This is a genomic window from Micromonospora sp. ATLC20 (genome assembly GCF_057196585.1).
This window is the reverse complement of record NZ_JBXUOV010000001.1, coordinates 157,267-170,597: the sequence shown is the minus strand read 5'-3', so window position 1 is coordinate 170,597 and position 13,331 is coordinate 157,267. Positions and strand designations below refer to the sequence as shown.

At 70.3% G+C, this 13,331-nt stretch carries 9 protein-coding genes; 6 read left to right on the top strand and 3 right to left on the bottom strand.

All coding sequences use genetic code 11. From position 1 onward, the window contains the following. Positions 1–2 precede the first annotated feature (2 nt). From AC2CHG_RS00780 to AC2CHG_RS00770, 3 genes are read right to left on the bottom strand one after another with little or no spacing between them, the layout of a single operon-like run. Positions 3–887: an ABC transporter permease gene (locus AC2CHG_RS00780; RefSeq protein WP_013285150.1), complete on the bottom strand. Its 885-nt coding sequence runs from the start codon at positions 885–887 to the stop codon at positions 3–5. After that, a complete protein-coding gene (locus AC2CHG_RS00775; RefSeq protein WP_463839849.1) occupies positions 887–1,897 on the bottom strand; it encodes an ABC transporter permease in 1,011 nt (336 codons plus the stop codon). The genes AC2CHG_RS00780 and AC2CHG_RS00775 overlap by 1 nt, the downstream gene beginning before the upstream one ends. Positions 1,898–1,911: 14 nt before the next feature. Further along, positions 1,912–3,567 carry an ABC transporter substrate-binding protein gene (locus tag AC2CHG_RS00770; RefSeq protein ID WP_366623745.1) on the bottom strand — a complete coding sequence of 552 codons (1,656 nt, stop codon included), beginning with the start codon at positions 3,565–3,567 and terminating at the stop codon, positions 1,912–1,914. A 636-nt stretch (positions 3,568–4,203) separates the two neighbouring features. Between AC2CHG_RS00770 and AC2CHG_RS00765 the strand changes: the two genes are divergently transcribed. The 6 genes from AC2CHG_RS00765 (at position 4,204) to AC2CHG_RS00740 (ending at position 13,298) form a co-directional block, all read left to right on the top strand. Next, entirely contained in the window at positions 4,204–5,520 is a 1,317-nt protein-coding gene (locus AC2CHG_RS00765) for a cellulose binding domain-containing protein (RefSeq protein WP_262012106.1), read from the top strand. A 274-nt stretch (positions 5,521–5,794) separates the two neighbouring features. Beyond that, positions 5,795–7,318 (top strand): arabinofuranosidase catalytic domain-containing protein, encoded by a 1,524-nt coding sequence (locus tag AC2CHG_RS00760; protein ID WP_463839851.1) that lies wholly within the window; start codon positions 5,795–5,797, stop codon positions 7,316–7,318. A gap of 53 nt (positions 7,319–7,371) precedes the next feature. Further along, positions 7,372–9,789 (top strand): ricin-type beta-trefoil lectin domain protein, encoded by a 2,418-nt coding sequence (locus tag AC2CHG_RS00755; protein WP_484523942.1) that lies wholly within the window; start codon positions 7,372–7,374, stop codon positions 9,787–9,789. A 124-nt stretch (positions 9,790–9,913) separates the two neighbouring features. After that, positions 9,914–11,638, top strand: a complete 1,725-nt coding sequence (locus tag AC2CHG_RS00750) for a family 43 glycosylhydrolase (RefSeq protein WP_194801036.1) — start codon at positions 9,914–9,916, stop codon at positions 11,636–11,638. Between the two features lie 11 nt (positions 11,639–11,649). Next, positions 11,650–12,774, top strand: a complete 1,125-nt coding sequence (locus AC2CHG_RS00745) for an RICIN domain-containing protein (protein WP_194800789.1) — start codon at positions 11,650–11,652, stop codon at positions 12,772–12,774. A gap of 107 nt (positions 12,775–12,881) precedes the next feature. Continuing rightward, a complete protein-coding gene (locus AC2CHG_RS00740; protein ID WP_194800788.1) occupies positions 12,882–13,298 on the top strand; it encodes a PPOX class F420-dependent oxidoreductase in 417 nt (138 codons plus the stop codon). Positions 13,299–13,331 lie beyond the last annotated feature (33 nt).

Below are 13,331 nucleotides of genomic sequence, written 5' to 3'. Positions count from 1 at the left end.
GGTCACCGCCGCTTCGCGTTGGCGCGGTCCTGCAGGCCTTCGCCGAGCAGGCTGAACCCCAGGACGCAGACGAACAGGGCCAGGCCGGGCGGGACCGAGGTCCACCACCGGCCGCCGACCACGTCCGCGGCGCCGAGGCTGATCATGGCGCCCCACTCCGCCTCGGGGATGCTCACGCCCAGCCCGAGGAAGGAGAGCCCGGCCAGGGTGAGCATGGCCCAGCCGCAGTTCAGCGGCGCGATCACCCGGACCGGGGTGAGGCTGTTGGGCAGCAGGTGCCGCCAGAGCACGCCGACCGGCGACGCGCCGGAGGTGATCGCGGCGTCCACGAAGGGCAGTTCCCGCAGCGACCGCACCTCGGCGCGGACCAGCCGGGCGTACGCCGGCGCGTTCACCGCCGCGATCGTGATGATCAGGTTGATCGTGCCGTTGCCGAGCAGCGCGGCCACGGCGAGCGCCAGGATGAACGTCGGGAACGACTGGAAGATGTCGACCACCCGCATCAGCACGTCGTCGAGCCAGCCGCCGAAGTAGCCGGCGACCAGGCCGAGCAGCGTGCCGACGACCACCGCGAGCGCCACGGCGGCCAGGGCGATGCCCAGGTCGAGCCGGGCGGCGTAGAGCACCCGGCTCCAGATGTCCATGCCGTTGCCGTCGGTGCCGAGCAGGTGGCTGCCGCCCGGCGCGACGAGCGTGTTCGCCGCGTCGATCTCGGTCTCGCCCCACTGGCTCAGCAGCGGCGCGAACACCGCCAGCAGCGCGACCACCGACAGGATGCTCGCCCCGGCGATGATCATGCGGCGGGCGAAACGGCTGTCCCGGTCGCCGCCGGGCACGACCACCGGCGCGGCGGCGGGACCGTCGGGGACGGTTCGCAGCTCGGCCATCAGAGCCTCACTCTCGGGTCGAGGATCGCGTGGACCACGTCGGCGATGAGGAACACCAGCACGTAGCACAGCGCGATGACCAGCACCGACGCCTGCACCACCGGGTAGTCCCGGTAGAGCAGGCCGCGCAGGGCCCACTGGCCGAAGCCCTGCCACGAGTACACGTACTCAACGAGCACGGTGGAGCCGATCGCCGTACCGAAGACCAGCGCGGCCAGCGACGGCAGCCGGACCAGCGTCGCCCGCAGCAGGTAGCCGTAGTGCAGCGTGCGGTCGCGCAGCCCGTGCGCCTTCGCCGCGGCGTACGACTCCGAGTGCAGCACCTCCAGCGCGGAGGCCCGGACGCTGCGCAGCAGCGGGGCGACCACGCCGACCACGAGGGTCAGCACCGGCAGCACCAGGTACGCCGCGGCCGAGGCGATCGCCGGCCCGTTGGCGGTGAGGACGGCGTCGACGAGGTCGGCGCCGGTGAGCGGGGTCAGGCCGGTGTCCGGGTCGACGCGGCCGTTCGGTGCCGGGAACCAGCCGAGGATGCTGTAGCCGACGAGCACCAGCACCAGGCCGAGCCAGAACTCCGGTACGGAGTTGCCGACCAGCGCGAAGATCCGGACGCTGTGGTCGCCGGCCCGGTTGGCCCGCTTGGCCGACCAGATGCCCAGCACCGTCGCCACCACGAGCGCGATGCTCACCGAGATGACGACGAGTTCCAGGGTCGGACCCACCCGTAGCGCCATCTCCGAGCCCACGGAGGTGCCGCTCTGGATCGACGTCCCGAAGTCACCGGTGAGCAGCCCGCCGAGGTAGTCGAGGAACTGCTGCCACAGGGACTGGTCCAGCCCGAAGCGGGCCCGTGCGGCGGCGGCGTCCTCCTCGGTGGCGTTCTGCCCGAGGATGCTGCGGACCGGATCGCCCGGCAGCACCCGGACCAGGAGGAAGGCCAGGACGACCACTCCGAGCAGAACGGGGATCAGCTGGAGCAGTCGCCTGACGACGAAGCGGAAGATACGCATGGGTGGGTGACGTCCTAGGCCGACGCGCTCAGGTAGCGCAGGCGGGCGAGGCCGTCCATCGGCTGCACCCAGCCGGCGACGGACTCCCGGACGGGCAGGTTGAAGTTGGGCTGGCAGATGACCACCCACGGCACGTCGGCGGCGAGGATCTCCTGGACCCGCTTCCACAGCGCGTTGCGGGCGGCCGTGTCGACAGTGGTGTGCGACTTCTCGTAGATCTGCTCGATCTCCGGGTTGCTGTAGTTCGAGTAGTTGAGGTTGGCGCCCTTGACGAAGCTGGTCGCCAGCATGTACTCGACGTCGTCCACCCAGAGCTGCCCGGAGGTGATCTGGAGCGGGATGTTCTTCTTGGTCCGCCGCTCGCCGAGGGTGGCCGGGTCCAGCGGGGTCAGCTTGAGCCGGATGCCCGCCTTCGCCGCCTCGCTCTGCACCTGGACGGCGATCTTCTGCTGCTCCTCGTTGTCAGCCTCGAAGACCAGCTCGGAGTCGAGCGACGCCCGGCCGGCGGCGGCCATGGCGGCCTTCGCCTTCTCCAGGTCGTAGGTGAACGGGTAGCCGCTCTCGTCGTAGCCGGGCATGTCCAGCGGGACCGGGCTCTTGGCCGCGCGGGCGTCGCCGCCGTACACGTTGTTGATGATCTGCTCGTAGGGCACCGCGTACGCGAGCGCCTTCCGGACGTTCACGTCGTTGAACGGCGCCGCGGTGACCGACATCTGGATGGCGACCTGGCGGTTGCTGGCCGCCGAGATGACCTTGATGCCCGGGGCCTTCTTCAGGTCCTGGATGTCGCGCTGGCTGATGCCCAGGGCGATGTCGATGTCACCGGCCTGGAGCTGGAGGCGCTGGTTGGACGCGGCCGGCACCACCGAGATCCGGATGGTCGGCGTCTTGGCCGGGTCCGGGCCCGGGTAGCCGGTGTTCGCGCTGAGTTCGATCTCCTGGCCCTGGGTGGCCTTGGCGACGTTGAAGTAGCCGCCGGTCGGCGGGTTCTTCGCGAACCACTCCTTGGCCCAGGGGTCGCTGGCGCTGGCGCGCTTCTTGGCCTCGACGGAGTCGAAGACGTACAGCGAGATCGCCTGGATCTGCCGGGTCAGGGCGCTCGGGAACGCCTGGTGGAACTCGACCGTGTAGTCGTCGACGACCTTGACCTGGTCGGCGCTGGTGAGGCCGATGGTGCGGTAGACGCCGGCGACGTTGGCCTGGGCGGCGAACGCGCGGTCCTTCGACCACTTGACGTCGGCGGCCTTCATCTCGTTGCCGCTGGCGAACTTCACACCGCGGCGCAGCTTGAGCGTCCACACCTTCTGCTCGGCGTCCGGCTCGAACGACTCGGCGAACGTCGGGGTGATGTTCTGGGTGTCGAGGATCTGGCTGCCGCCGGCGTTTGTGACCCCGTAGTCGATCAGGTACGGGAAGACGTTCTTGTAGAGCATCAGCGCGGTCAGGTCGAAACCGACGAAGTCCTGGTCCCAGCTCGACAGGTAGCTGGAGACGGCGATGCGCAGCGTCTTGGCGGAGGCGCCGCCGGACTTGCCGTCCGTGGACTTGTTGCCGCTGTCCGCGGCGCAGGCACCGGTGGCGAACAGGAGCGCGACGCTGCCACCCAACTGCAGGACGCCGCGGCGGGAGAGCGCGGGCGAGGAGGCGCCCGGACGGGGTGAACGAGCCATGAGAAGCCCTCCTAGAAGCACGAGGCGAATGGCCCGAGCTGCGGACCTACCTGGTGTTCTACCGGATTAGGCACGAGTGAACAATAGGGTGAACGGTGTTCACCGAACACGGCCGCGCCATGAAATCAGAGCACTCCCGAAGTGCGGGATGACCCCGCTGAAAGCGTTCACACAAGTTCACCTAACCGTTACGCACGGGAGATCGAACCGGGCTGGAAGACGCCGATGACCCCGGGAGGGACACCCGGGGTCGCTCCACCGCGTACCGGCGGCTCGGGCTCGCCGAGGCCGACCTCGCCCGCGCGCTCCTGTGAGCGCTCACCCGGCGGTCCACCCGGCATTCCTCCGGACCCGGCCGGTTGAACATGTTATCGATAACCTGCTATGTTCCGGCACGGGAGCGAAGGGCACGCTCCCCGTCACCCCCGCAACCGGCAAAGCGACCCGAGGCACCGTCCTCGCCGCCTCGCCGGTCGGTGACCAGTCCGGGCCGCTCCGCCGATGCACGCCGACGCAGGCGGCCAACGGACGACTTCGGCCCCGGCCGCACGCGCGGCTCCGCGCCCTCTTCGCAGGCGACGTCGGCATCGACGGACGGTTCGGCCTGCACCACCACCCAGGGCAAGGAGTCCAGCAATGGCGAAACGAACATCCCTTCTCTCATCCATCGCCGCCGCGGCGGTGCTCCTCGCGGCGGCGGCCGGCGGCGCCCTCAGCGCCGACCTCGGCGAGACGGCGCAGGCGTCGACAAACGGCACGCTCGCCGCGACCGCCGGCTGCGGCAAGGCCCCGACGCTGTCCAGCGGGACGCGCACCATCTCCAGCGGCGGCCAGAACCGCAGCTACATCCTGCGCATCCCGGACGGGTACGACCGCAACCGCCCGTACCGGCTGATCTTCGGGTTCCACTGGCTGAACGGCTCGGCGAACAACGTCGCCTCGGCCGGCTACTACGGCCTGCTGCCGCTGTCGAACAACAGCACGATCTTCGTCGCACCGCAGGGCATCGACAACGGCTGGGCCAACACCAACGGCCGCGACCTGACGCTGTTCGACGACATCTCCCGGCAGATCGAGAACGACCTCTGCGTCGACACCAGCCAGCGGTTCGCGCTCGGCTGGAGCTACGGCGGGGCGATGAGCTACGCGGTGGCCTGCGCCCGGCCCAACGTCGTCCGCGCGGTCACCGTGATCTCCGGCGCCAACCTCAGCGGCTGCAACGGCGGCACCCAGCCGGTCGCCTACTTCGGCATCCACGGCATCTACGACAGCGTCCTGAACATCTCCATGGGCCGCTCGCTGCGCGACACGTTCGTCCGCAACAACGGCTGCACCGCGCAGAGTCCGCGCGAGCCGAGCCGGGGCAGCCTCACCCACATCACCACCACGTACTCCGGCTGCCGCGAGGGCTACCCGGTGCAGTGGGCCGCGTTCGACGGCGACCACACCCCCAGCCCGGTCGACGGGTCGTCCAGCCCGAACGACTCCCGGACCTGGACGTCGGGGGAGATCTGGCGGTTCTTCAGCCAGTTCGCGTCCACCACGCCGCCGACCACGGTGCCGCCGACCACCGTGCCGCCGACCACGCCGCCGGTCACCACCGCACCGCCCACGACCCCGCCGGTCACGACGCCGCCGCCGGGTGAGCCGGGCGCCTGCACCGCCACCTACCGGACCGTGAACACCTGGCCGGGTGGCTACCAGGCCGAGGTCACGGTGGCCAACAACGGCGCCACCACGCTCAACGGCTGGACCGTACGCCTGACCCTGGCCTCCGGCCAGGCGATCAGCAGCCTCTGGAACGGCGTCAACACGGGCACCACCGGCTCGGTGTCGGTCCGCAACGCCGACTACAACGGCACTGTCGGCGCGAACGGCTCGACGACGTTCGGGTTCACCGCCACCGGGAACGGCGCCACCGCACCCAGTGGCGTCAGCTGCACCAGTCCCTGACCGACCCGGCACGGGAGCCGGGCCTGGGTGGCATGCCGCCGCCCTCGGCCCGGCCCCGGCCGGCACCAACTGAGGTCCCGCTACCCCCCGGAATGTGCTCTAATTAACTCCGGTCGATGTTTGCGTTAACATTGGCGCCTGACATGCCACCACCACCAGGCTAGTCAGAGCACTTGTGTCACAGGTGTTAGCGCTTGCACCGGCGGCCATCCATAGCTCGTGAGGCGCCGCGCCGACGAACGGCAGCGGAGCCCTGCGTACCCGAGGAGCCGTCATGGTGATCCCCCGTCCCCCCCGGTCCGCCCGATCCGGACCACCGCGCCTGACCATCCCCGCCCTGATCCTCGTCCTGGTCGTTGCCGGCGCCGCCCTGGCCACTCAGAGCCGAAGCGCCGTGGCCGCTCCCGGGCCCGGCTCCATCGTGGGCGCGCAGTCCGGCCGCTGCGTCGACGTCCCCAACGGCAGCACCACGAACGGCACCCAGGTGCAGCTCCACGACTGCACGGGTGGCGCGCCGCAGAACTGGACCTACACGTCGGCGAAGCAGCTCACGGTGTACGGCAACAAGTGCCTGGACGCCAACGGCCAGGGCACCAGCCCCGGCACCACCGTGATCATCTGGGACTGCAACGGCCAGGCCAACCAGCAGTGGAACGTCACCTCGGCCGGCGCGATCACCGGCCAGCAGTCCGGGCTGTGCCTGGACGCCACGAACGCGGGCACCGCCAACGGCACCAGGATCATCCTGTGGACCTGCAACGGCCAGGCCAACCAGCGGTGGACCATCTCGACCACACCGTCGTCACCGCCGCCCACCTCGACGCCCCCGCCCGGCGGCCGGCCGTGCGACATCTACGCCGCGGGCGGCACGCCGTGCGTGGCGGCGCACAGCACCACCCGGGCGCTGTTCTCGGCGTACGGCGGCAACCTCTACCAGGTCCGCCGCTCCTCGGACAACGGCACCCGCAACATCGGTCCACTGAGCGCGGGCGGCTACGCCGACGCCGCCGCGCAGGACGCGTTCTGCGCCGGTACGAGCTGCGTGATCACCGCCGTGTTCGACCAGTCGGGACGCGGGAACGACCTGTGGTACCAGGGCTCCGCGCAGGTCCCCGGCTCCACCTCCAGCCGGCCCGCGAACGCGACGAGCGAGTCGCTGACGGTCGGCGGCGCCCGAGCGTATTCCCTCTACATCAACCCCGGGAACAGCTACTGGCGGGACGGCCACCTGACCGGCGTCCCCACCGGCGCGGCCCCCGAGGGCATGTACATGGTGACCAGCGGCACCCACGTCAACAGCGGCTGCTGCTTCGACTACGGCAACAGCGAGACCACCCGCAGCGCCGACGCGGCCGGGGCGATGGACGCGATCAACTTCAGCACCAGTTGCTGGTTCGGCGGCTGCTCCGGCAGCGGCCCCTGGGTGCAGGCCGACCTGGAGTGGGGTCTCTACCCGGGCGGCAGCCAGTCCTGGAACCCGAACCAGCGGGCCTTCACCAACCGGTTCGTCACCGCCACGCTGAAGAACAACGGCACCTCGCGGTTCGCCATCAAGGGCAGCAACGCCCAGTCCGGCGGCCTCTACACGCTCTACGACGGGTCGCTGCCGGCCGGCTACAGCCCGATGCGTAAGCAGGGCGCCATCATCCTGGGCAGCGGCGGCGACTGCTGCAAGCCCGGCGGCGGCGCGAACCTCAGCGCCGGCACCTTCTACGAGGGCGCCATGGTGGCGGGCTACCCGTCCGACGCGACCGAGAACGCCGTCCAAGCCGACATCGTCGCCGCCGGCTACCGCTGACCGGCGCGCGCGACGTCAGCGACCACACTCCCGAATTCGTGAAGGGACCCGTCATGTCCGAACCGAGACGGATACGCCGCCGCCCCCGACTGCTGGCGGCGCTGGCCGCCACCGTCCTGGCCGCCGGCGGCGGCCTGACCCTCACCGCCGGTCCCGCCCAGGCGGCCACCACGATCACCGTCAACGGCGCCTCCGGCGGCCAGACGTTCGACGGGGTGGGCGCGGTCAGCGGTGGCGGCGGCAACAGCCGCCTGCTGATCGACTATCCGGAACCGCAGCGCGGCCAGATCCTGGACTACCTGTTCAAGCCCGGATACGGCGCCGCGCTGCAGATCCTCAAGGTGGAGATGGGCGGCGACACCAACTCCACCAGCGGCTCGGAGCCGAGCCACGAGCACGTCCGGGGCGACCTGAACTGCAACCGCGGCTACCAGTGGTGGATCATGGAGCAGGCCAAGGCCCGCAACCCCGCCATCAAGCTGGCGGCGCTGCCCTGGGGTGCTCCCGGGTGGATCGGCAACGGCAACTTCATGTCCCAGGACATGATCAACTACTTCGTGGACTGGCTGGGCTGCGCGCGGCAGCACAACCTCACCATGGACTACATCACCGCCGCCCAGAACGAGAAGCGGACCGACGCGAACTGGACCATCAGCCTGCGTCAGGCGCTGAACGCCAACGGCTACAGCGGCGTGAAGATCATCTACGGGGACGACTACCCGGGCAGCTGGGGCCCGGCGAACGCCGTCGCCGGCAACACGACGTTGCGCAACAGCATCGACGTGCTCAGCGGCCACTACCCGTGCGGCTACCTGAGCGCGCAGACCACCTGCACCGTCTCCTCCACGGCCACCAGCACCGGCAAGACGCTGTGGAACAGCGAGGGCGGCTCGCAGGACTACAACGACGGCGCCAAGCCGCTCGCGCGCGGCATCAACCGCGGCTACATCGACGGCCGGATGGTCGCCTACCTCAACTGGGACCTGATCGCCGCGATCACACCGAACCTGCCCTGGTCCACGGTCGGGCTGATCCTGGCCAACCAGCCCTGGTCCGGCTGGTACTCGGTCGGCAAGAACACCTGGGCACTGGCACACACCACCCAGTTCACCGCCCCCGGCTGGCGCTACCTCGACTCGTCCTCGGGCTACCTGGGCGGCAACCGCAACAACGGCAGCTACGTGTCGCTGCGCTCCCCCACCGGCGGCGACTACAGCACCGTCATCGAGACCATGGACGCCACGTCGGCGCAGCAGCTCACCATGAACGTCACCGGCGGGCTCTCCACCGGCCAGGTGCACGTCTGGTCCACGAACCTGAACTCGACGAACCCGAACGACTTCTTCGTCCGCGGCGCGGACATCACCCCGTCGGGCGGATCGTTCTCGCTCACCGTCCAGCCCGGACACCTCTACACCGTCACCACGACCACGGGGCAGGGCAAGGGCACCGCCACCAGCCCGGCCCAGGGCTCGCTCGGCCTGCCGTACCGCGACGACTTCGACGGGTACGCCGCCGGTCGGATACCGAAGTACCTCCAGGACATGCAGGGCGCGTTCGAGACCGTCGGCTGCGGTGGCGGCCGGGCCGGCATGTGCCTGCGGCAGATGTCCGCGCAGGCGCCGATCACCTGGAAGACCCTCGCCGACCCGGCCACCTACGGCGGCAACCTGAGCTGGGGCAACTACACCGTCTCCGCCGACGTCCTGCTCGAACAGTCCGGCTACGCCCAGATCCAGGGCCGCGTCGGCACCACGAACCTCGACCCGATCGGCCGGTACAACGGCTACTTCCTGCGGGTCACCGACTCCGGCTCGTGGTCGATCCTGCGCAACAACACCGCCGGGCAGCTCGCCACGCTGCGCAGCGGAAACGTCGCGGCGCTGGGCACCGGCCGCTGGCACAGCCTCGCGCTGGGCTTCTCCGGCACCACCATCACCGCCACCATCGACGGCACGACCGTCGGCACGGTCACCGACTCCACGTTCGGCACCGGCCAGGTCGGCTTCGGCACCAGCCAGGGCGAGACCGCCCAGTTCGACAACCTGTCGGTCGTCGCCGGCCCGGGCGGCAACCCCGGGGGTACGAGCGGCGCGTGGCTCAACCCCAACTCGAGCCGCTGCCTGGACGTGCCGAACCAATCCCAGACAAACGGCACCCAGACGACGTTGTGGGAGTGCAACGGCGGCACCAACCAGCAGTGGACGACGACCTCCGGCCGACAGCTCCAGGTGTACGGCACCAAGTGCCTCGACGCCGAGGGACAAAGCACCTCGTCCGGCACCCGGGTCATCATCTGGGACTGCAACGGCGGTGCCAACCAGCAGTGGAACGTCAACACCGACGGCACGATCACCGGCGTCCAGTCCGGACTGTGCCTGAGCCCGAACGGCGGCGGGACCGGCAACGCCACCCCGATCGTCCTGTCCGCCTGCACCGGCGGCAGCAGCCAGAAGTGGAGCCGGGCGTGACGGCCCGACCTTCGCCGACCGTACCCATCCGCCGCGGCGCGGCCTACCGGGGAGATGACCTGTGAACTCAACGCTATGGAGACCCGACCGCCGGACCAGACGATGGCTCGCGCTGGCCGTGACCATGCTCGCCCTGCTCGGGCTGGCCCCGGTCGTCGCCGGCGGGCTGAGCCCGACCGTCGCCCGGGCGGACAACCCGATCGTGCAGACCATCTACACGGCCGACCCGGCCCCGCTCGTGTACAACAATCGGGTCTACCTGTACACCGGCCACGACGAGGACAACTCGACCTGGTTCACCATGAAGGAGTGGCGGGTCTTCTCGTCCGACGACATGGTCAACTGGACCGACCACGGATCGCCGCTCAGCCTCGCCACGTTCAGCTGGGCCAAGCAGGACGCGTGGGCCGGCCAGGCGGTCCACCGCAACGGCAAGTTCTACTGGTACGTGCCGATGGTCGTGCGGGCCACCGGCCAGATGGGCATCGGGGTGGCGGTGGCGGACAGCCCCACCGGCCCGTTCCGCGACGCCATCGGGCGTCCGCTGGTGAGCAACGGCGAGATCGACCCGACCGTGTTCATCGACGACGACGGTCAGGCGTACCTGTACTGGGGCAACCCGCGCCTGTGGTACGTGAAGCTGAACGCGGACATGATCTCGTACTCGGGCAGCCCGACGCAGATCCCGCTGACCACAGCGGGCTTCGGGGCACGGACCGGTGACGCGAACCGGCCCACCCTCTACGAGGAGGGGCCGTGGGTGTACAAGCGCAACGGCCTCTACTACATGGCGTTCGCGGCCAAGTGCTGCTCCGAGTTCGTCGCCTACTCGACCGCGCCCGGGCCGCTGGGCCCGTGGACGTACCGCGGGACGATCATGCCGACCCAGGGCAGCAGCTTCACCAATCACCCCGGGATCATCGACTTCAAGGGCAACTCGTACTTCTTCTACCACAACGGCGCGTTGCCCGGCGGCGGCGGTTTCACCAGGTCGGTGGCGGTGGAGAAGTTCTCCTACGGCGCGGACGGCTCGATCCCCACGATCAACATGACCACCACCGGCGCCCCGCAGGTCGGCACCCTGGACCCGTACGCCCGGCAGGAGGCCGAGACGATGGCCTGGGGGCAGGGAGTGGAGACCGAGGCGTCCTCCCTGGGCGGGCGGAACGTCGGCTACATCGACAACGGGGACTACATCAAGGTCAAGGGCGTGGCCTTCGGCGCCGGCGCGACCAAGTTCACCGCGATGGTGGCCTCGGCCGGTAGCGGGGGGTCAATCGAGCTGCGCCTGGACAGCGTGACCGGCCCGCTGGTGGGCACCTGTCAGGTGACCCCCACCGGCGACTGGCAGACGTGGACCAACCCGAGCTGCCCGGTCAGCGGTGCCACCGGCACCCACGACCTCTACCTGCGGTTCACCGGCGGCAGCGGCTCGCTGTTCAACATCGACCACTGGTGGTTCACCTCCAGCCTCAGCGGCACCCCGCCGCCGGTCCCGCCGTCGACCCCGCCGCCCTCCTCTCCCCCGCCGCCCAGCACGCCGCCGCCGACCGGCGGCGCCTGCACCGCCACCTACCGCACCACCAACTCCTGGTCCGGCGGTTTCCAGGCCGAGGTGACGGTCACCGCCGGCGCCGCGGCACTCAACGGCTGGTCGGTGCGGTGGAACCTCGCCGGTGGCCAGAGCATCAGCCAGGTCTGGAGCGGCACGCTGAGCACCAGCGGATCCACGGCGACCGTCCGTAACGCGGCGTACAACGGCTCGGTGCCCGCGTCCGGCTCGACCACGTTCGGTTTCATCGCCGACGGCTCCCCGTCCACCCCGTCCCTGACCTGCACCAGCCCGTGAGAGGAGCGTTCATGCGTACGACAGTGAGGAGATGGCTCACCGCGGGCGCCGCGCTGGCCCTGCTGGCCGCCGGTGTGCTCACGCCCGCCGGCCCGGCGGTCGCCGAGTCCAACGGCGGCACCCGGGTGATGCCGCTCGGTGACTCCATCACCGAGGGCACCCAGGTGCCGGGCGGCTACCGGATCGGCCTGTGGCAGCGGCTGGCCGGCGGCGGCTACCGGGTCGACCTGGTCGGCTCCCAGTTCAACGGGCCGGGCAACCTCGGCGACCACGACCACGAGGGCCACCCCGGCTGGCGCATCGACCAGATCGACGCCAACATCACCGGCTGGCTGAACGCCTACCAGCCGCGCACCGTGCTGCTGCACATCGGCACCAACGACATCCTGCAGAACTACAACGTCTCGACGGCGCCCAACCGGCTCTCCTCGCTCATCGACCGCATCACCACCACGGCGCCGAACGCGGACGTGTTCGTCGCGCAGATCATCCCGCTCGCCAACTCCGGCCAGGCGGCGGCGGTGCGCACGTTCAACGCCGCGCTGCCCGGCATCGTGCAGTCGAAGGTGAACGCCGGCAAGCGGGTCCACCTGGTCGACCAGTACTCGGCGCTGACCACCGCCGACCTGATCGACGGCATCCACCCGACCGCCACCGGCTACGACAAGATGGCCGCGGTCTGGTACCGCGCGTTGCAGTCGGTGTCCGGCAGCATCGGCACCCCAGGCAGCAGCGGCGGCACGTACCAGAACGTGCAGCTCGTCGGCGCCGGCTCGGGCCGGTGCCTGGACGTGCCGAACGGCAGCACCACGAACGGCACCGCCGTGCAGCTGTACGACTGCTGGGGCGGCACCATGCAGCGCTGGACCTACACCTCGGCCAAGCAGTTGCAGGTGCTCGGCAACAAGTGCCTCGACGCGAGCGGGCGGGGCACCGCGAACGGCACCAGCGTGATCATCTGGGACTGCAACGGCCAGCCCAACCAGCAGTGGAACCTCAACGCCAACGGCACGATCAGCGGCGTCCAGTCCGGGCGCTGCCTGGACGCGGCCGGCTACGGCACCGCCAACGGGACCAGGATCAACCTCTGGGACTGCCACGGCGGCACCAACCAGCAGTGGAGCGCACGCGCCTGACCGGCGTGCGACGGGCTCCCCGGCGGGCGACACCGCCGGGGAGCCCGTCCGGGCGGCGCCCGCCGCATGACCAGCGGCGGGCCCGGCGGGTACGTAGAGTGAGAGCCATGTCGAAGCCGCCGCTGCCCGAGCCCGCCGTCGCCATGCTGGGCAAGCCGAATCCCGCCGTCATCGCCACGCTGCGCGACGGCCAGCCGGTGTCCGCGGCCACCTGGTACCTGTGGGAGGACGGCCGCGTCCTGGTGAACATGGACGAGGGCCGCCGCCGGCTGGCACACCTGCGCAGCGATCCCCGGGTCTCCCTGACCGTGCTGGACGAGGGGAACTGGTACACCCACGTCAGCCTGATCGGGCGGGTGGTCGAGCTGCGCGACGACGAGGGCCTGGCGGACATCGACCGGATCTCGCAGCACTACACCGGGAAGCCGTACCCCCGGCGGGACCGCGCCCGGGTCAGCGCCTGGATCGAGATCGAGCGCTGGCACGGGTGGGGCGCGCACAAGGACAACAGCCAGACCGGCTGACGGCGCCCCCACGATGTCCGACCCATGCGGAAG

Excerpts from the sequence above, each read along its gene's own strand:
- AC2CHG_RS00765 (WP_262012106.1), top strand. The coding sequence starts at position 4,204 with ATGGCGAAACGAACATCCCTTCTCTCATCCATCGCCGCCGCGGCGGTG.
- AC2CHG_RS00745 (WP_194800789.1), top strand. The coding sequence starts at position 11,650 with ATGCGTACGACAGTGAGGAGATGGCTCACCGCGGGCGCCGCGCTGGCC.
- AC2CHG_RS00780 (WP_013285150.1), bottom strand. The coding sequence starts at position 887 with ATGGCCGAGCTGCGAACCGTCCCCGACGGTCCCGCCGCCGCGCCGGTG.
- AC2CHG_RS00755 (WP_484523942.1), top strand. The coding sequence starts at position 7,372 with ATGTCCGAACCGAGACGGATACGCCGCCGCCCCCGACTGCTGGCGGCG.
- AC2CHG_RS00775 (WP_463839849.1), bottom strand. The coding sequence starts at position 1,897 with ATGCGTATCTTCCGCTTCGTCGTCAGGCGACTGCTCCAGCTGATCCCC.
- AC2CHG_RS00750 (WP_194801036.1), top strand. The coding sequence starts at position 9,914 with ATGCTCGCCCTGCTCGGGCTGGCCCCGGTCGTCGCCGGCGGGCTGAGC.
- AC2CHG_RS00770 (WP_366623745.1), bottom strand. The coding sequence starts at position 3,567 with ATGGCTCGTTCACCCCGTCCGGGCGCCTCCTCGCCCGCGCTCTCCCGC.
- AC2CHG_RS00740 (WP_194800788.1), top strand. The coding sequence starts at position 12,882 with ATGTCGAAGCCGCCGCTGCCCGAGCCCGCCGTCGCCATGCTGGGCAAG.
- AC2CHG_RS00760 (WP_463839851.1), top strand. The coding sequence starts at position 5,795 with ATGGTGATCCCCCGTCCCCCCCGGTCCGCCCGATCCGGACCACCGCGC.